Genomic DNA, 24,067 nt, shown 5'->3' with positions numbered 1-24,067 from the left:
GGCTGGGGACCGGTCGGCCCAGCCTGGAACCCACTCTAGTGGGCCGCCGCCCGGCGGCCGATCAAGCGGGACGTCCGGTCTGCGGGCGTTCCAGCACGGGTTGCAGCGCCAGCATGCGCTCGACGAGCCGCAGGAACATCTCCGTGGCGCGGATCAGGTCGTCGGCCTCGCGGGCGCCGACCGCGTTCTGGATGCCGGCCTCGGCGCGGGCCCGCTGAGCGGCGCCCGCCTCGAACAGGGCGCTCCACTCGGCCAGTTCGGGCGCGACCTCGGGCAGCACCTCCCAGGCGCTGCGTATCCGCTGCCGGCGCCGCTTGGTGGGTTCGGGACGGCCGCGCACGGCGAGGACGGCGGCCGCGGTGCGCAGGGCGGCCAAGTGGGCGGTGGCGAAGCGGTCGTTGGGGATCTCCAGGGCGGCGGCCTCGTCGAGCCCCCGCCGGGCCTGGACGAGCAGGTCGAGGGCGGCCGCGGGGGCGTTGGCCCGGCGCAGCACGGGGTGGACGTCGGCGGCGCCGCCGCCACCGACGGCACCGCTGCGGACTGACGCGGTCATCACATACCTCCTGTCTTCGCATGACGTGTCCGACACTTCCCTGCCTTCACCACTCATCGTGAAGCACACCTCTGACAATCACGTTGACCTGCACAGATGACTGCCGCGGCCGGACAACGCCGCCGAGTTCGCGGGCCGATGACCCCATGGGGTAGAGTTTTTGTACTGACTGGTCAGTGCAAAGAAAGGGGCGGCCGCGTGATCACCGCGGAGGGGTTCGGGCTCAAGGGCCCCCGGGGCTGGGTGTTCCGGGACGTCGCCTTCACCGCGCCGGCGGGCGGTCTGATCGCCGTCGAGGGGGCCTCGGGCTCGGGCCGCACCTGCCTGCTGCTGTCGCTGACCGGGCGGATGCGCGCCACCGAGGGACGGGCCGAGGTGGCCGGGTTCCGGCTGCCCCAGCAGCTCGCCGCGGTCCGCCGCGTGACCGCGCTCGGCCCCGTCGCCGGGGTGTCGGAACTCGACCCCGCCCTCACCGCGGGCGAGCACCTGCGGGAACGCGTGCTGCTGCGGCGGCGGTTCGGCGGCTCGCTGCGCGAACTGCTGCAGCGGCCCGGCACAAGCGACGGGGCACGGATCGACGAGGCGCTGGCGGCGGCCGGGCTGGACCTGTCGACGCTGCCCAAGGGCGAACGCACCGCCGCCCGGGACCTGGAGCGGCTCGAGGCGCTGCGCCTGGGCACCGCCCTCGCGCTGCTGGCCCGTCCGAAGGTGCTGGCGGTGGACGACGCCGACCACAAGCTGGCCCCGGCCGAACGCGAACAGGCCTGGCGGATGCTGCGCGGCATCGCCGCGAACGGCATGACCGTCCTGGCGGTCTGCACCGAGGCGCCGCCGGACGCCGTGGTGGTCCGCACCCGGGCGTGCGCCGCAGACGGCGGCGCGACCGAGGACGCCGTCGCGGAGACCGCCGCCGGACACGACGCCGGACACGAGGACACCATCGACGAGGAGGGGGCGGCCGATGCGCACGCCGCGACTGGCAGCGCTTGAGCTGAGGAAGTTCGGCAGGGGGCGGCTGCCCCGCGCGGCCATGGTGTCGCTGCTGCTCCTGCCGCTGCTCTACGGCGCCCTGTACCTGTGGTCGTTCTGGGACCCCTACGGGCGGCTGGACAAGATCCCCGTCGCCCTGGTGAACGCCGACGAGGGCACCACCGTGGGCGGGCGGCGGCTCGCGGCGGGCGACTCCATCGTGGACGGACTGCGCGAGAGCGATACCTTCGACTGGCACGAGACGGGCGCCGCCGAGGCCGCCGAGGGGGTCGAGGACGGCACCTACTACCTGTCGCTCACCATCCCGCGCGACTTCAGCGCACGCGTGGCGTCGAGCTCCGGCGACCACCCGCGCACCGGTGCGCTCCAGGTGCGCACCAACGACGCCAACAACTACATCGTGGGACAGATCTCCCGCACGGTCTTCTCCGAGGTGCGCTCCGCCGCCTCCACCAAGGCGTCGCGGGACTTCTACGACCGGATCTTCGTCGCCTTCTCGGGCCTCCACGACAAGACCGTCGAGGCCGCGGACGGCGCCGATGACGTCACCAAGGGCGCGGGCACGGCCCGTAGCGGCTCCCGGGAACTCGGCGACGGCATCTCCACCGCCGAGGACGGCGCACGGAGACTGGCCGCCGGCCTGCGCACGGCGAAGAAGGGCAGCGGTTCGCTGGCCGGGGGGCTGGGTGCCCTCGACACCGGCGCGGTGCAGGTCGCCGCGGGGACCCAGACCCTGGCCGACGAGGTCAACGGCGCGTCGGACGAACTGACCTTCGTCAAGCGGCACGTCAAGGAGATCAACGCGGTCGCGCGGGTCGTCGCCCGCTCCTCGCGGACGGCCCGCGACGGCATCGGTGACCTGCCACGGCAGTCGGCACAGGCGGCCGCCGACGCCCGGACGGCCGCCGCGCAGATCCACGGCTCCTATGACGAGCAGTGCCCCTTGGGCGCGGTCACCCCGCAGTGCGGGACGCTGAAGAAGGGCGTCGACGCCGCCGACGACGTCGCGGACGTCGCCCGCCGTCTCGACACCTATGTCCACGCGCACTCCGCGGCCCTCGACGGGCTCCGGGACGACCTGGACACCCTGCACACGGTGGCCGTGGAACTGTCGGACCCCGCGCTCGCCACGAAGCTGCAGAACGCCGTCGACGGCGTCAACCGTCTCAACGACGGCGCGCACAAGGTGTCCAAGGGCCTGCGGACCGCCTCGGCCGGCGCGGGCGCCCTGGACGCCGGGCTCCGGGAGCTGTCCTCGGGGGCCGACACCCTGGCGGGCGGGATGTACCGGCTGTCGGACGGCAGCAGCCGCCTGACGACCGGCCTGACCCGGCTCACCGACGGCAGCGGGCAGCTCGCCGACGGCCTGCACGACGGAGCGTCCCGGATCCCCGACTACGACGGTTCGGAGCGCGCCGGCCGCACCAAGGTGATGGCCGACCCGGTGCGGCTCGCCGCGCGGTCGCTGCACAAGGCGCCCAACTACGGGACGGGCTTCGCCCCCTACTTCATCCCGCTGTCCCTGTGGGTCGGCGCGATGGTGGCCTACATGCTGCTGCAGCCGCTCAGCAGGCGCGCCATGGCCGCCGGCGCCGCAGCCTGGCGGATCGCGGTGGCCGGCTGGCTGCCGGTGCTCGCCATAGGCGTGCTGCAGACCCTGGCCCTGATGGCGGTGCTGCACTGGGCGATCGGCCTGCAGATGGTGCGGGCCGCCGGGACGATCGGCTTCCTCGTGCTGGTGACCGCCTGCTTCGCCGCGATCGTGCAGTGGCTCAACGCCCGCTTCGGGCCGGCCGGACGCGTCCTGGTGCTGGCGCTGCTCATGCTGCAGCTGACCTCGGCGGGCGGCACCTACCCGGTGCAGACCAGCCCGGACTTCTTCAACGCGATCCACCCCTTCCTGCCGATGACCTACGTCGTCGAGGGGCTGCGCCACCTCATCACGGGCGGCGGGCTCGGGCCGGTGTGGCGGGCGGTCCTGGTGCTGCTCGCCTTCACCGCGGGCGCGCTGGCGCTCACCGCGGTGTCGGCCCGTCGCAAGCAGGTGTGGACGGTGGACCGGCTGCATCCGGAGCTGTCCCTGTGAGGCCGCGCCGAAAGCGCCTGCCGGACCGTAGAGAATCGTCGTCATGAACAGTGCACGACGGCAGGCCACGCGGCAGAGGCTCTTCCAGGCCGCGGTCACGCTCATCGCCGAGCAGGGTTTCTCCGCCACCACGGTCGACGAGATCGCCGAGCGCGCCGGCGTGGCCAAGGGCACCGTCTACTACAACTTCGCCAGCAAGAACGAGCTCTTCGAGGAGCTGCTGCGGCACGGGGTCGGCCTGCTGACGGCCTCCCTGCGGGACGCGGGCGCCGGCGTCACCGCGCGCGGCGGCAGCCACGTGGACGCCATCGACGCGATGATCCGGGCGGGGCTCGCCTTCATCGCCGAGTACCCGTCCTTCACGCAGCTGTACGTGGCCGAGCTGTGGCGGACCAACCGCGCCTGGCAGGACACGCTCATGGTGCTGCGCAAGGAGGCGGTCGCGGTCGTGGAGCAGACGCTGCGCGACGCGGTCGCGGCGGGCGAGCTCTCCGAGGAGATCGACGTGCCGCTCACGGCGGCCGCGCTCTTCGGGATGGTGCTCGTCGCGGCGCTGGACTGGCTGTCCTTCCAGCCCGAGCGGTCGATCGACGACGTGCACGCGGCCCTTTCACGGCTCCTGCAGGGACGGGTCGCCGGGCACGCCCGCGCCTGACCCCTTACGACGGCGCGCCGCCCCGGCGCGGCCCGATCCCCCGTCGGGCCGTTCCGGGACGGCGCTCCCCGTGCACCCCCGTGCACCCCCGTACGGCCGGGCATGGCGCCGTTCCGCCGCCCCGTGTCGGCGGTTCCGGTGCCGTGCCCTTCCGTCACCTCCACCTTGGCGTCCGGGCCGGGCCGCGCTCATCCGTGCGGATACTCAAGTGGGGATCTGAGTACGGGTACTCACCACCGGGTCGTACCGCTCAGAGGCGGCGGGCGCCTTCCCGGGGGTTCGGTAGCATCACGGCCCATGTCGGTACTTCCGCTCGTGTTCACCAGCGGCTGGGCGAGCGGGATCAACGCCTACGCCGTGGTCTTCCTGCTGGGCCTGATGGGCGTCACCGGCGTCAGCGACGAGGTGCCGCCGGCGCTGGAGCGCACCGACGTGCTGGTCGCCGCCGGGATCCTGTTCCTCTGCGAGGCGGTCGCGGACAAGATCCCGTACGTGGACACCACGTGGGACGCCGTGCACACGGCGATCCGGCCGGTCGCCGGAGCCGTGGTGGCGGCCCTGCTGGCCGGTCAGGACGGCTCGCTGCCGCAACTGGCGGCGGGCGCTGTCGGCGGGACGACGGCGCTGGTGAGCCATCTGGTGAAGGCCGGGCTGCGGTTGGGCGTCAACACCTCGCCGGAACCCGCGAGCAACATCGTGATCAGCCTGGCGGAGGACGTCGGCGTCGCCTCGATCATCGTCTTCGCGCTCTTCCACCCGGTGGCCGCGGCCTGCGTCGCGGCGGTGCTGCTGGTGCTGGGCATCGTCCTGGTGTTCTTCATACTGTCCCGGATCCGCCGTGCCTGGCAGCGCTGGAAGGCCCGCAGGGAGCGCCGCAAGGCCGGTCGCGGCGTTGTCGGTGGCTGGGGTTAGAGTCCCCTCCATGGCACGGATTGCGGTGATCGGCGCGGGGATGGGCGCCATGGCTGCCGCCGCCCGGCTCGCGACCGGCGGGCACCGGGTGGCGGTGTACGAGCGCGCCGCCACCCACGGGGGCGCGGTGCGGCGCCTGGAGCGCGCGGGCTTCGGTTTCGACACCGGCCCCGGCCTCCTGCACCTGCCGGCGGTCTACCGCGACCTGTTCCTCAAGACCGGCAGGGAGAGCCTGGAGGAGAGCGTCGCCCTCAGCCAGGTCGACCCGGCGAGCCGCCACGTCTTCCCCGACGGCACCGTGCTGTCGCTGCCCAACGCGTCTCGCGGCGGGGTCCTCGCCGCCCTCGACGCGGCGCTCGGCAACGGCGCGGGCGAGCGCTGGAGCGAACTGCTGGTGCGGGCCCGGGAGGTCTGGGACGCCACGCGCCGCCCCCTGCTGGAGGACGCGCTCGCCGCCGACCTGTCCGCGCTCGACCGCGATCCGTATCCGGCGCCCCCCGTGCGCCGGGGGCTGTTCCGGCGCGGCGCGCCGACCCTGGCCGACGTCGCCCGGCGCGAACTGGACGATCCGCGGCTCGCCGCGCTGCTCGGCTCCTACGCCCTGGCGTACGGCTTCGACCCGCGCACCGCGCCCGCCAGCGCCGCCGTCCTGCCGTACATGGAACAGACCTTCGGCAGTTGGTACGTACGCGGTGGCATGCGGGCACTGGCCGACGCCGTGCACGCGCGGTGCGTGGCACGGAGGGTGGAGTTCCACTTCGGTACGGGGGTGGCGGGGATCGTGGAGAAGGACGGCCGCGCGGCCGGCCTCGAACTCGCCGACGGCACAAGGGTGGAGGCCGACACCGTGGTCGCCGGTGTCGCCCCGTGGCTGCTGCCCCCGCTGCTCTCGCACGGCGCCGGGGACGTCCGGCCCGCGGACCGGGTGCGGGAGGGCGCCGGACCCGGTCCCCGCTGCGAGGGCCCCGGGCGCCTGACGGTCTGCCTGGCGCTGCGCGGCGCCCGGCCCTCGGACGCGACGCACCGCACGGTCGTCCACACCCCGGACCCGGAGGCCGAGGCGGCAGCCCTGGCGCGCGGCGAGTTGTACGACCGCCCGACGGTCACGGTGCTGCGCCCCGACGACGACACCCTGCGGCCCGACGACACCTCGGAGTCGGTCACGCTCGGCGTCACGGTGCCGCCCCACGGACCATCGGGGGTGGACTGGCGGGCGCCGGGCCTGGCCGAGCGCGTCGCGGACGCCGTGCAGACGGCCGCCGCGGCGGCCCTGCCCGACCTGGCCGAACGCCTGCTGTGGCGCGCCGTGCACACCCCCGCCGACACCGAGGTGGAGACCGGCTCCCCAGGCGGCCGGCTCCCCCGCCCCGCCCTCGCCGGCGCGGAAGGGGCGCACCTGCACCCGGGCAACCGGCTGCCCGTCCCCGGTCTGTACCTGGTGGGCGGCTGGTCCCACCCCGGTGGCGGCCTCGCCCACACCGGGATGTCCGGTGCCATCACCGCCGACCTCATAGCGGGCGGTCCGGGCGGCAGCCGCTGAGCGGTGCGTCCGGATCCGCGGACGGCTGACGCGGACCGAGCGCACCCGTGCCGAAGATGCGGTGCGCGGCCGGGCCCGGGCCCCCTGCCCGATGGGGAGTTCCGCGACCTTCACCACTCACCGAGGGTGCCGTCCGCGACGCCGGTCCCGGACACCACGGCGGCCTTGTACGCGCGGCCGGTTCGCGTACGAGACGGTGCTCCACCGCCGTGACGCCTTCCAGGCGCCCTCTACCCCGCTGCGCGGCCCGCCGCCGCGGACGCGGAGGTCTCCGGCAACGGGCCTCGCGCCGGGCGCTAGTTGTAGCGGTAGGGGTCGTACTGGTCGTACTGGCCCTGCTGCTGGCCCTGCTGGTCGTAGCCGTTCTGCTGCTGCGGGACGTACGGCTGCTGCTCCCCGCCCTGCTGCGGCACCCAGACGCCGCCGGCCGGGGTGTCGTAGCCGTACTGCTGCTGCGGGGCGCCCTGGCCCTGTGCCTGACCCTGGTACGGATCCTGGTAGCCGCCCGCGTACGTGCCGTAGCCCGCCTGCTGCTGCTCCCAGCCACCGGTCTGCTGCTGCTGTCCGTACGCGTCGTACGAGGCGGCGGCGGGCTGCTGCTGCTGTTGCTGTTGCTGCTGGCCGCCGTTCCAGTCGCCGTAGCCGGTGGTGGCCTCGTAGTTCTGGTAACCGGTGCCCGCACCGGCGCCGGCGTAGGGGTCCTGGGCGTAGTTCGGCTGCCCGTTGTACATCGGGTACTCGCCGCTGTCCTCGTGCAGGGGCATCGGCTGGTAGACCTGCGTGGAGTCCATCCCGGGGGGCGCCGCGGCGGCCGGGCCGGCGGCGGCGTAGCTGTCGTAGGACTGCCCCACGCCCGCGGCCGCGGGGGCCTCTTCGGGAACGGGCTCCTCGTACGGCGACGACAGGCCTTCGGCCGGCGCCTCGTCGCGCTGCGCGCCCCGGCCGCGGCGGCCGCCGGCACGGCGCGGCAGCGGCGGCGCCTCCTCGTCGTCCTCGCCGTCGGCGCCCTCCTTGGGCGACCGCAGCGCCCATCCCTCCACGAAGCCGCGGCGGTAGGAGAGCGTGACGAAGGTCTGGCCGGCCCCGAAGGCGAGCGCGCCCACCACGATGACGAGGACCGAGGGCAGGTAGACGCCCAGGACGACCCCGAGGAACCCCGTGAAGGCCAGCAGCCGCCACCTCAGCCGCGCCTTGTACTGCAGGAGTACTTCACCGAGCAGCCACAGCGCGACCACCCCGAAGGCGATGTAGAGCACTGTGTAGGCCATGAGCGCACTTCCTCACCGTTCACCGTCGTCGGCCCACAGGGGCGGCTGGTCCGCCCTCACGACCTCTGGTGCAGTCCCAGATTCTCGTAGATTTCCAACGACGCCGTGGAGTGATTAAGGGTAATGAAGTGCAGCCCCGGGATGTCCTCGGCCATCAGCCGCCGGCACATCTCCGTCGCGTACTCGACCCCGATCGCCCGCACCGCGGCCGGATCGTCCTTGACCGCGAGGATACGGTCCGCGAGCTCCTGCGGGAAAGGCGCGTTGCCGAGCTGGGCGAAGCGCTCGATCTGCCGCACGTTCGTGACCGGCATGATCTCGGGGATGATCGGGGTCTCGCAGCCCGCCTTCCCGACCCGGTCACGCAGGCGCAGGTAGTCCTCGGCGTTGAAGAACATCTGGGTGATGGCGTAGTCGGCGCCCGCCCGGCACTTCTCGACGAAGTGACGCGTATCACTTTCCCAGTCGGTCGAGCGCGGGTGCATCTCCGTGAAGGCGGCGACACCCACGCAGAAGTCGCCCGACTCCTTGATGAGCCGCACCAGTTCGTAGGCGTGGTCGACGCCCTCCGGGTGCCGGAGCCACTCCCCCATGGGGTCGCCGGGCGGGTCGCCGCGCAGCGCGAGCATGTTGCGGATGCCCGCGTCCGCGTACTGGCCGATGACGTTGCGCAGCTCGGCGATGGAGTGGTTGACCGCGGTCAGGTGGGCCACCGGCGTCAGCGTGGTGTCGGACGCGATGCGCTCGGTCGCCCGGACCGTGCCCTCGCGGGACTGACCGCCCGCCCCGTAGGTGACGGAGACGAACGTCGGCCCCACCGCCTCGATGCGGCGGATGGCGTTCCACAGGGTCCGCTCGCCCTTCTCGGTCCTCGGCGCCATGAACTCGAAGGAGTACGAGCGCTCGCCGGAGGCCAGCAGCTCACGAATGGTGACCGCGTGATCGGTCCTGGTGGAGGCGGTTCCGAGGGCCATGCGCCTCAGGCTAACGGCGCGGGCAGGACCGTCCCAACAGGCGACGCCCAAATGTTCACCCCTTGGACATCGGGCGCTCGGGGCACGAGACGGCCCCGTGGCCCCCGGTCCCGGCCGAACGGCCTGAGCCGCAGGTCAGTCCTGGTACGAGCGCACCCGCTTGGCCAGCTCGGCCGCCGCGGCGCCCGGGTCGGCCGCCTCGGTCACGGCCCGTACGACCACGATCCGGCGGGCCCCGGCGTCGAGCACCTGCTCCACGTTGGACAGGTCGATCCCGCCGATCGCGAACCACGGCCGGTCCGTGCCCAGGCCCGCCGCGTAGCGGACCAGGCCGAGGCCGGGGGCGGGCCGGCCGGGCTTGGTCGGGGTGGGCCACACCGGCCCGGTGCAGAAGTAGTCCGCACCGGGCTCCACGGCGGCCGCGGCCGCCTCGGCCTCGGAGTGGCAGGACCGCCCCACGACCACGTCGTCGCCGAGGATCGCGCGGGCGGCCGGCACGGGCAGGTCGCCCTGGCCCAGGTGCAGGACGTCCGCCCCGGCGGCGTGCGCCACGTCGGCCCGGTCGTTCACCGCGAGCAGCCTGCCGTGCCGTCCGCACTCCTCCGAGAGGACCGCGAGGTACTCCAGCTCCTCGCGGGCCTCCAGGCCCTTGTCGCGCAGCTGGATGACGTCCACGCCGGAGGCCAGCACGGCGTCCGCGAACTCCGCGAACTCCGCCAGGCCTCCGTGGCGCTTGCGCGCGTCGGTGCAGAGGTAGACCCGGGCGTCGGCGAGCTGCGCCCTGGCGCCGGCGCCCGTGCTGGTGCTCGTGCTCCTGCTCGTACGCGTGCTCATGCGGACGGGTCCCCCTCGGATGGCTGCGGCAGTGGCTGTGGGTGTGGCGGTGGCGGTGGCGGGTCGTGCGGTCAGACGGCGAGCGCCTGGGCGCGGCGCTTCACTTCGGTGCCGCGGTTCTCGCGCAGCGCCTGGACGGGAGTGCCGGGCAGGCTATCGTCCGGGGTGAACAGCCACTCCAGGGCCTCCGCGTCGCTGAACCCGTCGTCCTTGAGGACGGTGAGGGTGCCTGCGAGGCCCTTGACGATCTTCTCGTCGCCGATGAAGTCGGCGGGGATCATCAGCACCCGGTTGTCCCCGCGGCGCACGGCGATGAGCTGGCCTTCCTTGATGAACTGGCGGACCCGGGTCACCTCGACGCCGAGGCGTTCGGCGACGTCGGGGACGTACAGCCAGGAGGGGACGAGGGAGTCAATCTTTGCGTCGATCTCGGTCACAGGACAAGCGTGCCATCCCGGACCGACACCATGGAACCGCTCACGCCACTCGTTGCTCCGTCCTGACGGGTCCGCTACGCCCCGCCGACGCCGTCGGCCGCAGCCGGCGGCCCCCCGGGGTCAGACCACCGCGGCCCGGAGCTGGACCGCCGGGTCGGCCGCCAGGGCCTCGTCGAGGTGCGCGCCGCGGGCGATGAGCTTGCGGGCCTGCGCCAGGTCGCGGGGCCGCCCGACGGCGAACAGCGCGACCAGCTGTCCCTCGCGCAGCCACAGCACCGACCAGGCGGGGCCGTCCGGGTCGCCGCGCAGCAGTACGGGGTCGGAGTCGACGTGGTGCCCGGCGTACTGCACGAAGCGCCCGAACTGCTCCGACCAGAAATAGGGGACGGGGTCGTACGGCTCGTCACCGCCCAGGATGTTCGCGGCGGCCGTGCGGGGCCCCTGCACCGCGTTGTCCCAGTGGTGGATCAGCAGCCGCTCCCCGTACCGCGCCGACGGGAAGGAGGCGCAGTCACCGACGGCGTACACGTCCGGCACCGAGGTGCGCAGCCGGTCGTCGGCGAGGACCGAGCGGTCCGGCCCCAGGTCGACGCCGGAGCCGGCCAGCCAGCCGGTCGCGGGCCGGGCGCCGATCCCGACGACGACGGCCTCGGCGGCGAGCACGCTGCCGTCGGCGAGCCGTACGCTTCCGGGCTCGACGGCCGAGACGACCGCGCCGGTGCGCAGCTCGACGCCCTCCTCCGCGTACCAGCCGCGCATCCGCTCGGCGATGTCGGCGGGCAGCACCCCGGCGAGCGGCCGGTCGGCGGCCTCGACGACGGTCACCTCGCACCCGGCGTGGCGTGCGGCGGTGGCGAACTCGGCGCCGATCCAGCCCGCACCGACCACCACGACCCGGTGCCGGTTCTCCAGCACCGGGCGCAGCGCAGTGGCGTCGTCCAGGGTGCGCAGCATGTACACGCCCGGCGTGCCCTCGCTGCCGGGGAGCATGACGGGCTCGGCGCCGCTGGCGAGGACGAGCTTGTCGTACGCGACCGGGCCCGCGTCGGTGAGGACCTGCCGCTCGTCGGGACGCAGGCCGCTCGCGTGCCGCCCGAGCAGCAGTTCGACGCCGATGCCGGCGAAGTCGACGTCCAGGGCCGGGCCCTCCTCGGCGCCGAAGAGCACGCCCTTGGACAGCGGCGGCCGGTCGTAGGGGGCGTGCGGCTCCGCGCCGATCAGCGTGATGGTCCCGCCCCACCCCTGTTCGCGCAGGGACACGGCGGTCTGCACTCCGGCCATCCCGGCCCCGACGACGACGGCGCGCTGCTCGCTGCTGCTGGTCACGCGATCACCGTAACGCCGCGAGGGCGCCGCCCGCCGGTACCGGCGCCCTACTCGCCGCCGACGGCGCGTACTAAGGTGGGCCGGGAGAACTCGCGGGAGCCCGGCGCACCGGGCTGAGAGGGCGGCTGGAGCGGCCGCCGACCGTAAGAACCTGATCCGGGTCATGCCGGCGAAGGGAGGAGCGGGACATCATGCACCGTCATGACGTCGTCGTGGTCGGCGGCGGGATCATCGGACTGGTCACCGCGTGGCGGGCCCGTCAGCGCGGCCTGCGCACGGCGGTCGCGGACCCCGAACCGGGCGGCGGGGCCGCCCAGGTGGCCGCGGGGATGCTGGCCCCGGTCACCGAGGTGCAGTACGGGGAGCAGACGCTGCTGGAGCTCAACCTCGCCGCGGCGCGCCGCTATCCGTCCTTCGTGGCCGAGCTGGAGGAGACCACGGGGCTCGACCTCGGGTACCGCACGTGCGGCACCCTCGCCGTCGCCCTCGACGCCGACGACCGCGCGCAGCTGCGCGAACTCCACGCCTTCCAGCAGTCCTTGGGCCTCACCTCGGAGTGGCTGGGCGGTCGTGAGTGCCGCCGCCTGGAGCCCATGCTCGCCCCCGCCGTGCACGGCGGGCTGCGGGTCGACGGCGACCACCAGGTCGACCCGCGGCGGCTGGCCGCGGCGCTGGTGCGCGCCTGCGAGCTGTCCGGGGTGGAGTTCCACCGGTCGCGGGTGGCGCGGGTGGAGGTCACCGGCGACCGTGCGCACGGGGTCGTCCTGGAGGACGGCACACGGGTCGCCGCGGGGCAGGTGGTGCTGGCCGCCGGGAGCCTCAGCGGCCGCGTCGAGGGGCTGCCCGCGCGGGTGCTGCCGCCCGTACGGCCGGTGAAGGGGCAGGTCCTGCGGCTGCGCGTACCGCCGGCGTACGCGCCGTTCCTGTCGCGGACGGTACGGGCCGTGGTGCGCGGCGGCCACGTCTACCTGGTGCCGCGCGAGAACGGCGAGCTGGTCGTCGGCGCCACCAGCGAGGAGATGGGCTGGGACACCACGGTCACCGCCGGCGGGGTGTACGAACTGCTCCGCGACGCGCACGAGTTGCTGCCCGGCATCACCGAACTCCCGCTGACCGGGACGCAGGCGGGGCTGCGCCCCGGCACGCCCGACAACGCCCCGCTGCTCGGCCGCGGCGCGCTGGACGGGCTGGTGCTCGCCACCGGCCACCACCGCAACGGCGTGCTGCTGACCCCGCTGACCGGCGACGTGATGGCCGAGGTCCTCACCGGCTCGGAGGTCCCCGCGCAGGCCCGGCCCTTCTCCCCCGACCGTTTCGCCCTCCAGGAGCAGCACGCATGACCGCGCCCGTCCTTCTGTCCGTCTCCGTCAACGGCGAGGCGCGCGAGGTCGCCGAGGGCGTCACCCTCGGCGGCCTCGTCGCGACCCTGACCGCGGCCCCGTCCGGGGTGGCGGCCGCGCTCAACGAGACCGTCGTCCCCCGCGCGCAGTGGCCGGCGACCCCGCTCCGCGACGGTGACCGCGTCGAGGTCCTCACCGCAGTCCAGGGAGGCTGAACCCATGGCCGACGACCCGCTGACCATCGGCGGCACCACCTTCGACTCCCGGCTGATCATGGGCACGGGCGGTGCGCCCAGCCTGGAGGTCATGGAGCAGGCGCTGCTCGCCTCCGGCACCGAGCTGACCACCGTCGCCATGCGGCGGCTCGACCCCACGGTCAAGGGCTCCGTGCTGTCCGTGCTCGCCCGGCACGGCATCCGCGTGCTGCCGAACACCGCCGGGTGCTACACGGCGGGCGAGGCGGTGCTCACCGCCCGCCTGGCACGGGAGGCACTGGGCACGGACTGGGTGAAGCTGGAGGTGATCGCCGACGAGCGCACCCTGCTGCCGGACCCGGTGGAGCTGCTGGACGCGGCGGAGACCCTCGTGGACGACGGCTTCACCGTGCTGCCCTACACCAACGACGACCCGGTGCTCGCCCGGAGGCTGGAGGACGTGGGCTGCGCGGCGATCATGCCGCTGGGCTCGCCCATCGGGTCGGGTCTCGGCATCCGCAACCCGCACAACTTCGAGTTGATCGTCGAGCGGGCGACCGTGCCGGTCGTCCTGGACGCGGGGGCCGGGACGGCCTCGGACGCGGCCCTGGCGATGGAGCTCGGGTGCGCGGCCGTCATGCTGGCCTCCGCCGTCACCCGGGCGAGGGAACCGGTGCTCATGGCGGAGGCCATGCGGCACGCCGTCGAGGCGGGACGGCTGGCGTACCGGGCGGGGCGCATCCCCCGCCGTCACCACGCGACCGCGTCCTCCCCGGGTGTGGGACTCGCCACGTTCGACCCGGAACGTCCCGCCTTCGGCGCCTCCTGACCGGCGGCCCCGCACACGGCCGCGACCTGCGCGGAACCCGCGCCGGGCCCCGCGGAAGGGGCGCCGCGGCCGGCTTCGGCCCCGGCGCCGACCCGGGTCACGGGGCGGTTGCGGTACCGCACGGGTGGGGTACAACCTGGGCGCGTTAGCCCAGAAGGGTCATGTCGGCACCGTAAACTCCACCTTCGTGGACAGGACGCTTCATGACCCGCTGATCGGGCAGACGCTCGACGGCCGCTACCGGGTGGAGTCCCGGATCGCGGTCGGCGGCATGGCGACGGTGTACCGGGCGCTGGACACGCGCCTGGACCGGCTGCTGGCCCTGAAGGTCATGCACCCCGCCCTCTCCGCCGAGCCCGGCTTCGTGGAGCGCTTCATCCGCGAGGCCAAGACCGTCGCCCGCCTCGACCACCCCAACGTGGTGCAGGTCTACGACCAGGGTGCCGACGGCACCTACGTCTACCTGGCGATGGAGTACATCGCCGGCTGCACCCTGCGCGACGTGCTGCGCGACCGCGGCGCGCTGCCGCCGCGGGCCGCCCTCGACATCCTGGAGCCCGTACTGGCCGCGCTCGGCGCTGCGCACCGGGCGGGGCTGGTGCACCGCGACATGAAGCCGGAGAACGTCCTCATCGGGGACGACGGACGCGTCAAGGTGGCGGACTTCGGCCTGGTCAGGATCGCGGGCACGCACACCAACACCTCCACCAGCGGTGTCCTGGGCACGGTCTCCTACATGGCGCCGGAGCAGGTCGAGAGCTTCACGACCGACGAGCGCACCGATGTGTACGCCTGCGGGGTGCTGCTCTACGAGATGCTCACCGGCGGCAAGCCGCACCGCGGCGAGACACCGGTGCAGGTGATCTACCAGCTCGTCAACGAGGACGTGCCCGCCCCGTCGGCCCTCTCCCCGGGGCTGCCCCCGCAGCTGGACGCGCTGGTGGCCGAGGCGACCGCGCGCGTCGCCGCCCGCCGCCCGGCCGACGCCGCGGAGCTGCTGCGGCGGCTGCACGCGGTACGCCAGGCCATGACGCCCGAGCAACTGGACCTGGTGCCGCCCGCCGCACGCACCCCCGCGCCGGTGCCCGGCGCCGTGCCCGCAGGTTCCGAGGAGCCGACGGCGATGGTGCACCGCACCGCGCGCCTGGAGCTGTCCCCCGAGCCGACCCGGCGGCAGCCCCGGGCGGCCGTACGGTCCCGTAGGCGTCCCGGGGTGATCGCGGTCGTGGCGACCCTGCTGCTGATCCTGGGGGTCGGGGCGGGCGTCTGGTACATCAACGACGGCCAGTTCACCAGGACCCCGGCCGTCCTCGGGCTGCCGCAGGCGCAGGCGGAGCGCCAGTTGCGCGACGCCGGGCTGCGGGTCGAGGTCGTCGAGGCGTTCGACCCGACGATGACCAAGGGCAAGGTGGCGGCCACCGACCCGGGCACCGGCGAGCGCATCCGTGACAACGGCACGGTGACGATCACCGTGTCCAAGGGTCCGGAGCGGGTGAAGGTGCCCGGCGTCGTCGGCGAGGAACTGGCCGAGGCCAAGCGGCGGCTGAAGGCGGCGGGCCTGAGCCCGGGGACCGTGTCCCGGGAGTTCAGCGACGAGGTGCCGCAGGGCCGGGTGATCTCGACCGACCCCGGCTCGGGCGCCAGCCGGCGGCCGGACTCGGCCGTGTCGCTGGTGGTGAGCAAGGGTGCGCCGGTCGACGCCCCCGACCTGGTCGGACAGCCGCTGGAGGACGCCCGCCGGCAGCTGGAGGACGCCGGGCTGCGGGTGAAGGTGGACCCCCGGCAGGTCTTCTCCGACCAGGCGGACGAGGGCGCGGTCGCCGGGCAGTCGCCCGGCGCGAACACCCGCCTGGCGGCCGGGGACACGGTCACCCTCACGGTCTCCAAGGGCCAGGAGATGGTCGAGGTGCCGGACGTGGAAGGCTTGGCCGTCGACGAGGCGAAGGAGAAACTGGAGGCCGCGGGCTTCGACGTCCGCGTGATCCAGTTCTTCTTCACCGGTCAGGTCAACAACCAGTCGCCGGCCGGCGGCACCGACGCTCCGAAGGGCAGCACGATCACACTGTGGGTGCGATAGCCACGTCCGAGGGCGCCGCCGCGCGCCGCAACCCCGTCGGCGGTCATGTGGCGGTGGCCGGCGGCCTGGCCCGCACCGGGCTGGCGGAGGCCGCACGGATGGGCGCCGAGACCGTGCAGGTCTTCGTCGCCAACCCCCGTGGGTGGGCGACCCCGCCCGGCAGTCCGCGGCAGGACGAGGAGTTCCGCGAGCGCTGCGCGGCGCAGGGCGTCCCCGCCTACGTCCACGCGCCGTACCTGATCAACTTCGGCTCCCACACCGGGGCGACGGTCGACCACTCGGTCGACTCCCTGCGCCACTCGCTGCGCCGCGGGCGGGAGATCGGCGCGCTGGGCACGGTCGTCCACACCGGGTCGGCGACCGGTGGACGCTCCCGCGCCGTGGCGCTGGCGCAGGTACGGGAACGGATGCTGCCCCTGCTGGAGGAGCTGACGCACGAGGACGACCCGTGGCTGCTGCTGGAGCCGACCGCGGGGCAGGGCTCCTCGCTCTGCTCGCTGGTGGAGGACCTCGGTCCGTACTTCGACGCGCTGGACCGCCACCCGCGGCTGGGCGTCTGCCTGGACACCTGCCACGTGTTCGCGGCCGGGCACGACCTCGCGGCCGCCGGCGGGGTCAAGGCCACGCTGGACGAACTCGTGGCGACGGTCGGCGAGGGGCGGCTGCGGCTGATCCACGCCAACGACTCCAAGGACGTCACCGGCGCCCACAAGGACCGCCACGAGAACATCGGCGCGGGTCACATCGGCGCGGCGGCCTTCGGGGAGCTGTTCCGGCACCCCGCCACGGAGGGCGTGCCGCTGATCGTGGAGACGCCGAACGGCGGCCCCGGGGGCACCGGGATGGCCACGGACGTGGCCGTCCTGAAGTCACTGCGCCCGGCCTGAGCGCACGCCCGGGAATACCCCGGGGGGGTATAGCGTTGGAAGGCGACGCACCGCACGACGACACCGCACTCACCCCTGGGGGACGCAGGATGCAGCACGTCGAGCACTCGCACCACGAACACCATGAACACCACGAACAAACCGGCGCCGCCCACCCCACCGGCGCCCACCCCACCGGCGCCCACCCCACCGGCCCGGCCTCCTGGGGCACCGCCGTCCAGGCCACACTGCACTGCCTCACCGGCTGTGCGATCGGCGAGGTCCTCGGCATGGCGATCGGCACGGCCCTCGGCTGGCACAACGTCCCGACGATGGTCCTGGCGATCGTGCTGGCCTTCGTCTTCGGCTACGCGCTCACCATGCGCGGCGTGCTGCGCGCCGGCCTGGACCTGCGCGGCGCGGTACGGGTGGCGCTCGCCGCCGACACCGTCTCGATCGTCTTCATGGAGATCGCGGACAACGGCACGATCCTTCTGTTCCCGGGCGCCATGGACGCCACGCTGTCGGACGCGCTGTTCTGGCTCAGCCTCGCGCCGGCCTTCGTGGTCGCCTTCCTGGTGACCACGCCCGTCAACAAGTGGATGATCGGCCGCGGCAAGGGCCACGCGGTCGTCCACGGGTACCACTGATCCGGCGGCGGGGGCCCGGCGGCTACAACTCCGGCCCGTCGCCGGGCTCCTCCTGGTACGAGTAGCGCTGCTCGCTCCAGGGGTCGCCGAGATTGTGGTAGCCGCGCTCCTCCCAGAACCCGCGGCGGTCCGACGTCATGTACTCCACGCCGCGGACCCACTTGGGTCCCTTCCAGGCGTAGAGGTGGGGCACGACCAGCCGGACCGGGAAGCCGTGCTCCGCGGTCAGCGGCTCACCGCCGCGGTGGGTCGCGAACATCGTCTTGGGGTCGGCGAAGTCCGCCAGCCGCAGGTTGGAGCTGAAGCCGTACTCGGCCCACACCATGACGTGTGTGACGTCCGGTGCGGGCGGCGCGAGCCGCAGGATCTCGGCGGCGGAGACGCCGCCCCACTCGACCCCGAGCATGCTGAACTTGGTCACGCAGTGAAAGTCGCCGACGACCGTCGAGTACGGCAGCGCGGCGAACTCCTCGTGGCCCCAGGCGCGCTTGCCGCCGTCCGCGGTGGCGCCGAAGACCTGGAACTCCCACCGGTCGGGCTTGAACCTGGGCACCGGACCGTAGTGGGTGACCGGCCAGCCCCGCTGGAGCCGCTGCCCGGGAGGGAGCTCCCCTTCGCGGCGTTCGGACTGACCCATGCGTCCATGGTGACAGACCGGATGTAGTGCTACCGACCAGCACCCGGGCAAAGTATGACAAGCCGGGTCAGTGGAGTAAGTGTGAACTTACTGGATCGCTTCCACCCTCGGTGCGAAGATGCGCCCATCGTGTGGATTCCTCCGGAAAGGACGGGCTTGCCATGCAGGGCGACCCCGAGGTCATCGAGTTCCTGAACGAGCAGCTGACGGGCGAGCTGACGGCGATCAACCAGTACTTCCTGCACGCCAAGATGCAGGAGAACCTCGGCTGGACGAAGCTCGCCAAGTACACGCGGCACGAGTCCTTCGACGAGATGAAGCACGCCGAGGTGCTGACCGACCGCATCCTCTTCCTCGAGGGACTGCCGAACTACCAGCGGCTCTTCCACGTCCGGGTGGGGCAGACCCTCACCGAGATGTTCCAGGCCGACCGCCAGGTCGAGGTCGAGGCGATCGACCGCCTCCGGCGCGGCATCGAGGTCATGCGGGCGAAGGGCGACATCACCTCGGCCAACATCTTCGAGGACATCCTCGCCGACGAGGAGCACCACATCGACTACCTCGACACCCAGCTCGAGCTCGTCGAGAAGCTCGGGGAACCGCTGTACATCGCGCAGCTCATCGAGCAGCCCGACAGCTGAGGGGCCCGGGAGCGACGACCGAGGGCCCGCGTCCGGGCAGGGGTCCGTCAGGCGGCGCTGGCGGCCGCGGGCAGCGGAGCCGTGACCGGCACCGGCAGCGCGGGCGGGACCGGCAGCGAGGCCGGGGGCGCGGGGTCGGCGGGGGGCACGGCGGGCGTCCCGGACGTCGCCGTGTCGAGCTTCGTACGGGTGGTACAGCCCTCGCCGCGGCCGAGAAGCGCCTGTATCCGGCGCACGCAGGAACCACAGTCGGTGCCCGCCTTGCAGGCGGAGGCGATCTGGCGAGGGGTGCAGCGACCTGCGTCCGCATGCTGCTTGACCTGCTCTTCGGTGATGCCGAAGCATGAGCAGACGTACACGCGGTTCACCCCTCTCTCGCATCCCGGCCTGAGGTTAACCTAACCTTACCCGCCGGGCGAGTGGCTGGAAACCGACGAGGGGCGCGGATCGATGTGATCCGCGCCCCTCTCAGGGTCCGCGCCGGGGCGGCCGCCCCGCCGTCGCCGGCTACTGGCCGCGGTACATCTCGGCCACCAGGAAGGCCAGGTCCAGGGACTGGCTGCGGTTGAGCCGGGGGTCGCAGGCCGTCTCGTAGCGCTGGTGCAGGTCGTCGACGAAGATCTCGTCGCCGCCGCCCACGCACTCGGTGACGTCGTCACCGGTGAGCTCCACGTGGATGCCGCCGGGGTGGGTGCCGAGGCCGTGGTGCACCTCGAAGAAGCCCTTGACCTCGTCGAGCACGTCGTCGAAGCGGCGGGTCTTGTGGCCCGAGGCCGCCTCGAAGGTGTTGCCGTGCATCGGGTCGCAGACCCAGGCGACCTGCGCGCCCGAGGCCGTGACCTTCTCCACCAGGTTCGGCAGCAGCTCGCGCACCTTGCCCGCGCCCATGCGCGTGATGAAGGTCAGCCGGCCGGGCTCGCGGTCCGGGTCCAGCCGGTCGATCAGCGCCAGCGCCTCCTCGGGCGTGGTCGTCGGGCCGAGCTTGACGCCGAGCGGGTTGCGGATCTTCGAGGCGAACTCGATGTGCGCGTGGTCGAGCTGACGGGTGCGCTCACCGATCCAGACCATGTGGCCGGACACGTCGTAGAGCCGGCCGGTGCGCGAGTCCACGCGGGTCAGCGCCGACTCGTAGTCGAGCAGCAGCGCCTCGTGGGAGGCGTAGAACTCGACGGTCTTGAACTCCTCCGGGTCCGCGCCGCAGGCGTGCATGAAGTTCAGCGCGCCGTCGATCTCCCGGGCGAGGGCCTCGTAGCGCTGCCCGGACGGCGAGGAACGCACGAAGTCCTGGTTCCAGGCGTGCACCTGCCGCAGGTCGGCGTAGCCGCCGGTGGTGAAGGCCCGTACGAGGTTCAGCGTCGCGGCGGACGCGTGGTACATCCGCTTCAGCCGCTCCGGGTCCGGCACGCGGGCCGTCTCGGTGAAGTCGAAGCCGTTCACCGAGTCGCCGCGGTAGGTGGGGAGGGTGACCCCGCCCCGGGTCTCGGTCGGCTTCGAACGCGGCTTGCTGTACTGGCCGGCGATCCGGCCCACCTTCACGACCGGCACGGACGCGGCGTAGGTGAGGACGGCGCCCATCTGCAGCAGCGTCTTCAGCTTGCTGCGGATCTGGTCGGCGCCGATCTGGTCGAAGGCCTCGGCGCAGTCCCCGCCCTGCAGCAGGAACGCCTCACCACGGGCCACGGCCCCCAGGCGGTCGCGCAGCTGGTCGCACTCGCCTGCGAAGACGAGCGGCGGATACGACTCGAGGTCCGCGATCACTTCGCGCAGAGCCTCGGGGTCGGGGTACTCAGGCTGCTGCGCCGCGGGCAGTGAGCGCCAGGTCTGGCGCCCGGCGTGGGTTTCAGCGTTCACGGTCACGCAGCCCACATTACGTGGTCGTGTCCCTTCCTTTGCGCACCGGACCAGAGGATGAGACGACCGGGTGACCCCCTGGAAGCCCCCTCCGGGCGGCCGCGAGCGGGCTTCCGGAGGGCGGACGGCGCGCCCTTCCGTCGCCCCGCCAGGACCCGCGCGCCCGGCGCCTCACGGCGCGCGGCGGCGGCGCGTCCGGCTCGTCCGCCCGCCGTGGGGTCCACCCAGTGAGACGGCGCCCGGTCGGGGACGCGTACGCTCGGCCCCGACTCCGCAGCCGGTGCCGAAGGAGGCCGCCGCCGCCATGCCGACACCGCCCGAGGCGTTCACCTACGTGGGACCGGACGACATCCGCGCCGCCGTGGTCCGGCCGGGCGCGGCGGGCCGGGCGGTGCGGTCGCCGCAGGACGTCCGGAAGTGGCTGGAGGGCGCCGGCCCGGCCGAGCGCGAGGAGCCCTTCACCTACGTCGTCGACCCCGGTGGCACGCTCCTGCTGGCACCGCGCCGCAGCGAGCACGTGGCGTGTGCCGGGGGCGGGCCCGTGCTGGCCGCCGGGGAGATCGCGTTCGCCGCACGGCGGGAGGGCGGCTGGGAGGTGACCGAGGTCAGCAACCAGTCGACCGGCTACTGCCCGGACCCCGACGCCTCCTGGCCGGCCCTGGCGGCCGCCCTCGACCGCGCCGGCCTCGCCCGTCCGGCGTGGTTCACGCAGGCCGTCGTCTTCCGGCACTGCCCCCGGTGCGGCGAACGCAACCTCGTCAAGGACGGCGACTTCACCTGTGCCCTGTGCGAGGCGCCGCTCACGCGCCGGCCCGGCCGCTGAGGACGAGCGCCGGGCCCAGGCAGCCCAGCGCGCCCGTGCACAGCAGGGTGCGCACCAGGTTCCAGCGGACCCAGGCCGCCTCGAACCGCTCGCGCACGGCGGCGACGTCGGCGAGGTGCGCAGGGTCGCCCGCCGCGTCCAGCCGGTCGTTCAGCGGGATGCTGACCCCGAAGGTGACGACGAGTACCGCCAGGTAGAGCACGGTCGCGGCGATCACCCACGGGAGCGGGCCGCGCTCGCCGTCGCGCAGACAGAGCGCCACCGCGGCGGCGCACAGCACCAGCGAACCGGCGAACACCAGCAGGAACCAGCCGTTCTGGATGGCGACGTTGATGCGCTGCATCGCGTCGACCAGCGTGCGGTCAGCCGACCTGGCCAGACCCGGCATGACGGCGACGGAGAAGGCGAAGAACAGCCCGGCCACGAGGCCGACGGCGACGGTGGCCGCGACGAGGACGGCGTCTCGGGAAGTCATGCGCCCAGTGAAGCCGCGCCCGGCTGAGACGGAACATGGCCCGGACGCTCCGCCCCATGCGCGAGCGTCCACGCGGTCCCCCCGGAAAACCAGGTGCGGCGCCGCAGGGGGGCGGGATAGCGTGCCGCACATGGGTTGCACCTACTGCATCAGGCTGCGCCGGGCATAGCCGCGGCGCTCTTCGCCGCGGCATCGGGTCCATCGTCGGAACCTCTTATGTCGCGGAGTGCACACCCATGCCTCACCACCGGTCCATGGTGGGTGGCCGACACGAGCTCGGCCAGAACTTCCTCACCGACCGCACCGTCATCGCCTCCATCGAGGCCCTCGTCGCCGCCACCAGCGGGCCCATCGTCGAGATCGGCCCCGGTGACGGGGCGCTGACCCTCCCCCTCAGCCGCACCGGCCGTCCCCTCACGGCCGTCGAGATCGACCCCCGGCGCGCACAGCGCCTGCAGCGGCGGCTCCCGCGCGGCGCGCACGTCGTCAACACCGACGTCCTGCGCTACCGCTTCCCGCAGGAGCCGCACGTCATCGTCGGCAACCTGCCCTTCCACCTGACGACCACCATCATGCGGCGCGTCCTGGCCGCCGACCGGTGGGAGTCCGCGGTGCTGCTCGTCCAGTGGGAGGTCGCCCGCCGCCGGGCGGGCGTCGGCGGCGCCACCATGCTCACCGCCTCCTGGTGGCCCTGGTACGACTTCGCCCTCCACTCCCGCGTCCCCGCGCGCGCCTTCCGCCCGGCGCCCTCGGTCGACGGCGGCTTGCTCACCATGGGCCGGCGGCCGGAGCCCCTCGTCCCGGGCGACCGGCGGGCCTACCAGGCCTTCGTCCAGCGGGTGTTCACCGGCCCTGGCCGCGGCCTGCGCGAAGTCCTCACCCGTACCGGGCACTTCGACCGCACGGCACTGCGCGACTGGCTCCGTGCCGAGGGCGTGCCCCCGTACGCCCTCCCCAAGGACCTCACTGCCGAGCAGTGGGCGTCCTTGTGGCGGCTGGTCCGGTGAGGTGAGCCGGCCGGGGTGCGGCCATGCTGTGCCCATGCTGCTTCCCGTCGCCGCCGCGCCGATCGAGTTCGTCGAGGCCGTGCGCGTCACCGCCGATCTGTTCCCCCGGCCGCGCACCGTGCCGGGGGACACGATCGACGTCTGGGTCGAGGACGAGGCGCGGCACGTCCTCGGCCTGCTCGGCGAAGTGCCGGAGGGCGAGCGTGCCCGGTGCTTCGTGCCGGGCTACGCGGTCCGCGCCCACAGCGCCCACGAGGTCCTCTTCGAGGTCGCCCTCTGCTTCAGCTGCGACGGCGCGCTGCTGCTCGGCCCGCTCGTGCCCGCGCAGTTGCGCGGCATCCAGGGCTTCGACGCCGGCAGCGCACCCGGCCGGGAACTCCTGCGGCGCTTCCAGGAAGCGGCGGCTACAGCCGGTCGATCCCGCTGAGGTCGATGTCCACGGCGAACGGCACGGACACCTTGAGGCGTTCGTGGTGGATGCCGGTGGCGACGTAGGTGCCGGTGGCCGGCTCCAGTTCGAAGACGTAGACGACGGGGAGCCGGCCCTCGCCCTTCTCGACGCGCCAGAAGTGCGGGATGCCCGCCTCGGCGTACAACTGCGGCTTGCGCTTGCGGTCCCGCTCCTCGGAGTCGGGCGAGACGACCTCGACGACGAGCACGGCGTCCGCCGCCTGGTACCCGGTCTCGTCGGCCGCGTCGCTCGCGGCCTCCGCGCGCACCAGGACGAGGTCCGGCTCGGGCCGGTTGCGCGTGTTCAGCTCGACGCTCATCTCCCGCCGCACCCGCAGGGTCTCCGGGGCTGTCGCTCGCAGAGCCAGTACCAGCAGATCGATTACCAGCGAATGAAAGCTCTTCTGCGGGCTCACGAACACCAGGCTCCCGTCGATCAACTCCGTGTGCGGCGGGAGGTCGGGAATGCGGTCCAGGTCGTCCGAGGTGAAGCCGCCACGCGGCGGAATCGCCCAGGCCGGCAGCGGCTCTGCGGTCATGGTTCCTCCCATGGACGGGATTCTGGACGCATCCCCGAGCGTACCGGGGACGTATGCCCCTGCGGTGCCCCGAAAGCGTGAGACGCGACCGCCGCGTCGTGAGCGCATGCGTT

At 73.5% G+C, this 24,067-nt stretch carries 26 protein-coding genes and 1 riboswitch; of the genes, 15 read left to right on the top strand and 11 right to left on the bottom strand.

The annotated features are described in order from the left end of the window. Nucleotides 1-61 precede the first annotated feature (61 nt). A complete protein-coding gene (locus ACZ7MY_RS34150; protein ID WP_499607757.1) occupies nt 62-553 on the bottom strand; it encodes an SAV_6107 family HEPN domain-containing protein in 492 nt (163 codons plus the stop codon). A 138-nt stretch (nt 554-691) separates the two neighbouring features. On the opposite strand from ACZ7MY_RS34150, the gene ACZ7MY_RS34145 reads away from it, so the two are divergent. The 5 genes from ACZ7MY_RS34145 (at nt 692) to ACZ7MY_RS34125 (ending at nt 6,736) form a co-directional block, all read left to right on the top strand. Continuing rightward, nucleotides 692-1,543 carry an ATP-binding cassette domain-containing protein gene (locus tag ACZ7MY_RS34145; protein ID WP_499607754.1) on the top strand — a complete coding sequence of 284 codons (852 nt, stop codon included), beginning with the start codon at nt 692-694 and terminating at the stop codon, nt 1,541-1,543. Further along, nucleotides 1,515-3,629 (top strand): YhgE/Pip family protein, encoded by a 2,115-nt coding sequence (locus ACZ7MY_RS34140; RefSeq protein ID WP_499607751.1) that lies wholly within the window; start codon nt 1,515-1,517, stop codon nt 3,627-3,629. Before ACZ7MY_RS34145 ends, ACZ7MY_RS34140 begins: the two co-directional genes overlap by 29 nt. 43 nt (nt 3,630-3,672) lie before the next feature. Further along, on the top strand, nt 3,673-4,284 hold the full coding sequence (locus tag ACZ7MY_RS34135) for a TetR/AcrR family transcriptional regulator (RefSeq protein ID WP_499607749.1): 612 nt from the start codon (nt 3,673-3,675) through the stop codon (nt 4,282-4,284). A 297-nt stretch (nt 4,285-4,581) separates the two neighbouring features. Continuing rightward, on the top strand, nt 4,582-5,196 hold the full coding sequence (locus ACZ7MY_RS34130) for a DUF4126 domain-containing protein (RefSeq protein ID WP_499607747.1): 615 nt from the start codon (nt 4,582-4,584) through the stop codon (nt 5,194-5,196). A 10-nt stretch (nt 5,197-5,206) separates the two neighbouring features. Then, the gene (locus tag ACZ7MY_RS34125) at nt 5,207-6,736 is read left to right on the top strand and encodes a phytoene desaturase family protein (protein WP_499607745.1); all 1,530 of its coding nucleotides are present in this window, start codon (nt 5,207-5,209) and stop codon (nt 6,734-6,736) included. Nucleotides 6,737-7,032: 296 nt separating this feature from the next. Here the strand turns inward: ACZ7MY_RS34125 and ACZ7MY_RS34120 are convergent, their stop codons facing one another. The 5 genes from ACZ7MY_RS34120 to ACZ7MY_RS34100 all read right to left on the bottom strand — a co-directional run bounded on the left by ACZ7MY_RS34120 (nt 7,033) and on the right by ACZ7MY_RS34100 (nt 11,530). Continuing rightward, nucleotides 7,033-8,004, bottom strand: a complete 972-nt coding sequence (locus ACZ7MY_RS34120) for a hypothetical protein (protein WP_499607742.1) — start codon at nt 8,002-8,004, stop codon at nt 7,033-7,035. Between the two features lie 56 nt (nt 8,005-8,060). Next, nucleotides 8,061-8,978 carry a methylenetetrahydrofolate reductase [NAD(P)H] gene (metF, locus tag ACZ7MY_RS34115; RefSeq protein WP_499607739.1) on the bottom strand — a complete coding sequence of 306 codons (918 nt, stop codon included), beginning with the start codon at nt 8,976-8,978 and terminating at the stop codon, nt 8,061-8,063. 135 nt (nt 8,979-9,113) lie between these two features. After that, nucleotides 9,114-9,812: a thiamine phosphate synthase gene (gene thiE / locus ACZ7MY_RS34110; RefSeq protein WP_499607736.1), complete on the bottom strand. Its 699-nt coding sequence runs from the start codon at nt 9,810-9,812 to the stop codon at nt 9,114-9,116. A 71-nt stretch (nt 9,813-9,883) separates the two neighbouring features. Next, on the bottom strand, nt 9,884-10,249 hold the full coding sequence (locus ACZ7MY_RS34105) for an Rv2175c family DNA-binding protein (RefSeq protein WP_499607733.1): 366 nt from the start codon (nt 10,247-10,249) through the stop codon (nt 9,884-9,886). A gap of 120 nt (nt 10,250-10,369) precedes the next feature. Then, nucleotides 10,370-11,530 carry an NAD(P)/FAD-dependent oxidoreductase gene (locus ACZ7MY_RS34100; RefSeq protein ID WP_499607980.1) on the bottom strand — a complete coding sequence of 387 codons (1,161 nt, stop codon included), beginning with the start codon at nt 11,528-11,530 and terminating at the stop codon, nt 10,370-10,372. A 127-nt stretch (nt 11,531-11,657) separates the two neighbouring features. Continuing rightward, a riboswitch (TPP riboswitch) is annotated at nt 11,658-11,771 on the top strand. Here ACZ7MY_RS34100 and thiO point away from each other — a divergent pair. From thiO to ACZ7MY_RS34070, 6 genes are all read left to right on the top strand, one after another. After that, complete coding sequence (gene thiO / locus ACZ7MY_RS34095) at nt 11,767-12,915, top strand: glycine oxidase ThiO (RefSeq protein ID WP_499607730.1); 1,149 nt, start codon at nt 11,767-11,769, stop codon at nt 12,913-12,915. Its footprint overlaps the riboswitch before it by 5 nt. Next, nucleotides 12,912-13,130: a sulfur carrier protein ThiS gene (gene thiS / locus ACZ7MY_RS34090; protein ID WP_018557085.1), complete on the top strand. Its 219-nt coding sequence runs from the start codon at nt 12,912-12,914 to the stop codon at nt 13,128-13,130. The genes thiO and thiS overlap by 4 nt, the downstream gene beginning before the upstream one ends. 4 nt (nt 13,131-13,134) lie before the next feature. Then, nucleotides 13,135-13,938: a thiazole synthase gene (locus ACZ7MY_RS34085; RefSeq protein WP_499607727.1), complete on the top strand. Its 804-nt coding sequence runs from the start codon at nt 13,135-13,137 to the stop codon at nt 13,936-13,938. A gap of 187 nt (nt 13,939-14,125) precedes the next feature. Continuing rightward, nucleotides 14,126-16,015, top strand: a complete 1,890-nt coding sequence (gene pknB / locus ACZ7MY_RS34080) for a Stk1 family PASTA domain-containing Ser/Thr kinase (protein WP_499607725.1) — start codon at nt 14,126-14,128, stop codon at nt 16,013-16,015. Further along, complete coding sequence (locus ACZ7MY_RS34075) at nt 16,003-16,902, top strand: deoxyribonuclease IV (RefSeq protein ID WP_499607722.1); 900 nt, start codon at nt 16,003-16,005, stop codon at nt 16,900-16,902. The genes pknB and ACZ7MY_RS34075 overlap by 13 nt, the downstream gene beginning before the upstream one ends. An 89-nt stretch (nt 16,903-16,991) precedes the next feature. Beyond that, entirely contained in the window at nt 16,992-17,531 is a 540-nt protein-coding gene (locus ACZ7MY_RS34070; protein WP_499607718.1) for a DUF4396 domain-containing protein, read from the top strand. Between the two features lie 22 nt (nt 17,532-17,553). Here the strand turns inward: ACZ7MY_RS34070 and ACZ7MY_RS34065 are convergent, their stop codons facing one another. Next, complete coding sequence (locus ACZ7MY_RS34065) at nt 17,554-18,168, bottom strand: sulfite oxidase-like oxidoreductase (protein WP_499607715.1); 615 nt, start codon at nt 18,166-18,168, stop codon at nt 17,554-17,556. Nucleotides 18,169-18,329: 161 nt separating this feature from the next. Between ACZ7MY_RS34065 and bfr the strand changes: the two genes are divergently transcribed. After that, nucleotides 18,330-18,809, top strand: a complete 480-nt coding sequence (gene bfr, locus ACZ7MY_RS34060) for a bacterioferritin (protein WP_499607712.1) — start codon at nt 18,330-18,332, stop codon at nt 18,807-18,809. 47 nt (nt 18,810-18,856) lie between these two features. On the opposite strand, the gene ACZ7MY_RS34055 is transcribed toward bfr, so the two are convergent. Together ACZ7MY_RS34055 and ACZ7MY_RS34050 are read right to left on the bottom strand one after the other, a co-directional pair. Next, a complete protein-coding gene (locus ACZ7MY_RS34055; RefSeq protein WP_499607709.1) occupies nt 18,857-19,168 on the bottom strand; it encodes a (2Fe-2S)-binding protein in 312 nt (103 codons plus the stop codon). 148 nt (nt 19,169-19,316) lie between these two features. After that, nucleotides 19,317-20,666 (bottom strand): class II 3-deoxy-7-phosphoheptulonate synthase, encoded by a 1,350-nt coding sequence (locus ACZ7MY_RS34050; protein ID WP_499607706.1) that lies wholly within the window; start codon nt 20,664-20,666, stop codon nt 19,317-19,319. 298 nt (nt 20,667-20,964) lie between these two features. Between ACZ7MY_RS34050 and ACZ7MY_RS34045 the strand changes: the two genes are divergently transcribed. Further along, nucleotides 20,965-21,483: a hypothetical protein gene (locus ACZ7MY_RS34045; RefSeq protein ID WP_499607704.1), complete on the top strand. Its 519-nt coding sequence runs from the start codon at nt 20,965-20,967 to the stop codon at nt 21,481-21,483. Here the strand turns inward: ACZ7MY_RS34045 and ACZ7MY_RS34040 are convergent. After that, nucleotides 21,461-21,958: an anthrone oxygenase family protein gene (locus ACZ7MY_RS34040; protein WP_499607702.1), complete on the bottom strand. Its 498-nt coding sequence runs from the start codon at nt 21,956-21,958 to the stop codon at nt 21,461-21,463. The two genes, ACZ7MY_RS34045 and ACZ7MY_RS34040, sit on opposite strands and share 23 nt — an antisense overlap. A gap of 254 nt (nt 21,959-22,212) precedes the next feature. Here ACZ7MY_RS34040 and erm point away from each other — a divergent pair, with 254 nt between their 5' ends. Continuing rightward, the gene (erm, locus tag ACZ7MY_RS34035) at nt 22,213-22,965 is read left to right on the top strand and encodes a 23S ribosomal RNA methyltransferase Erm (protein WP_499607700.1); all 753 of its coding nucleotides are present in this window, start codon (nt 22,213-22,215) and stop codon (nt 22,963-22,965) included. A 34-nt stretch (nt 22,966-22,999) separates the two neighbouring features. Next, on the top strand, nt 23,000-23,392 hold the full coding sequence (locus ACZ7MY_RS34030) for a hypothetical protein (RefSeq protein ID WP_499607699.1): 393 nt from the start codon (nt 23,000-23,002) through the stop codon (nt 23,390-23,392). Here the strand turns inward: ACZ7MY_RS34030 and ACZ7MY_RS34025 are convergent. Then, nucleotides 23,370-23,954 carry a Uma2 family endonuclease gene (locus ACZ7MY_RS34025; RefSeq protein WP_499607697.1) on the bottom strand — a complete coding sequence of 195 codons (585 nt, stop codon included), beginning with the start codon at nt 23,952-23,954 and terminating at the stop codon, nt 23,370-23,372. The two genes, ACZ7MY_RS34030 and ACZ7MY_RS34025, sit on opposite strands and share 23 nt — an antisense overlap. Between the last annotated feature and the right edge of the window lie 113 nt (nt 23,955-24,067).

This window comes from Streptomyces sp. NPDC111520 (genome assembly GCF_055635295.1).
Note: the sequence above shows the minus strand (reverse complement) of the source record. Positions and strands in the feature narration are given on the sequence as shown.

Excerpts from the sequence above, each read along its gene's own strand:
- bfr (WP_499607712.1), top strand. The coding sequence starts at position 18,330 with ATGCAGGGCGACCCCGAGGTCATCGAGTTCCTGAACGAGCAGCTGACG.
- ACZ7MY_RS34025 (WP_499607697.1), bottom strand. The coding sequence starts at position 23,954 with ATGACCGCAGAGCCGCTGCCGGCCTGGGCGATTCCGCCGCGTGGCGGC.
- ACZ7MY_RS34030 (WP_499607699.1), top strand. The coding sequence starts at position 23,000 with ATGCTGCTTCCCGTCGCCGCCGCGCCGATCGAGTTCGTCGAGGCCGTG.
- ACZ7MY_RS34140 (WP_499607751.1), top strand. The coding sequence starts at position 1,515 with ATGCGCACGCCGCGACTGGCAGCGCTTGAGCTGAGGAAGTTCGGCAGG.
- metF (WP_499607739.1), bottom strand. The coding sequence starts at position 8,978 with ATGGCCCTCGGAACCGCCTCCACCAGGACCGATCACGCGGTCACCATT.
- ACZ7MY_RS34150 (WP_499607757.1), bottom strand. The coding sequence starts at position 553 with ATGACCGCGTCAGTCCGCAGCGGTGCCGTCGGTGGCGGCGGCGCCGCC.
- ACZ7MY_RS34145 (WP_499607754.1), top strand. The coding sequence starts at position 692 with ATGACCCCATGGGGTAGAGTTTTTGTACTGACTGGTCAGTGCAAAGAA.
- erm (WP_499607700.1), top strand. The coding sequence starts at position 22,213 with ATGGTGGGTGGCCGACACGAGCTCGGCCAGAACTTCCTCACCGACCGC.
- ACZ7MY_RS34100 (WP_499607980.1), bottom strand. The coding sequence starts at position 11,530 with ATGGCCGGAGTGCAGACCGCCGTGTCCCTGCGCGAACAGGGGTGGGGC.
- ACZ7MY_RS34065 (WP_499607715.1), bottom strand. The coding sequence starts at position 18,168 with ATGGGTCAGTCCGAACGCCGCGAAGGGGAGCTCCCTCCCGGGCAGCGG.
- ACZ7MY_RS34040 (WP_499607702.1), bottom strand. The coding sequence starts at position 21,958 with ATGACTTCCCGAGACGCCGTCCTCGTCGCGGCCACCGTCGCCGTCGGC.
- ACZ7MY_RS34135 (WP_499607749.1), top strand. The coding sequence starts at position 3,673 with ATGAACAGTGCACGACGGCAGGCCACGCGGCAGAGGCTCTTCCAGGCC.
- thiS (WP_018557085.1), top strand. The coding sequence starts at position 12,912 with ATGACCGCGCCCGTCCTTCTGTCCGTCTCCGTCAACGGCGAGGCGCGC.
- ACZ7MY_RS34085 (WP_499607727.1), top strand. The coding sequence starts at position 13,135 with ATGGCCGACGACCCGCTGACCATCGGCGGCACCACCTTCGACTCCCGG.
- thiE (WP_499607736.1), bottom strand. The coding sequence starts at position 9,812 with ATGAGCACGCGTACGAGCAGGAGCACGAGCACCAGCACGGGCGCCGGC.
- ACZ7MY_RS34120 (WP_499607742.1), bottom strand. The coding sequence starts at position 8,004 with ATGGCCTACACAGTGCTCTACATCGCCTTCGGGGTGGTCGCGCTGTGG.
- ACZ7MY_RS34130 (WP_499607747.1), top strand. The coding sequence starts at position 4,582 with ATGTCGGTACTTCCGCTCGTGTTCACCAGCGGCTGGGCGAGCGGGATC.
- thiO (WP_499607730.1), top strand. The coding sequence starts at position 11,767 with ATGCACCGTCATGACGTCGTCGTGGTCGGCGGCGGGATCATCGGACTG.
- ACZ7MY_RS34070 (WP_499607718.1), top strand. The coding sequence starts at position 16,992 with ATGCAGCACGTCGAGCACTCGCACCACGAACACCATGAACACCACGAA.
- ACZ7MY_RS34125 (WP_499607745.1), top strand. The coding sequence starts at position 5,207 with ATGGCACGGATTGCGGTGATCGGCGCGGGGATGGGCGCCATGGCTGCC.
- ACZ7MY_RS34045 (WP_499607704.1), top strand. The coding sequence starts at position 20,965 with ATGCCGACACCGCCCGAGGCGTTCACCTACGTGGGACCGGACGACATC.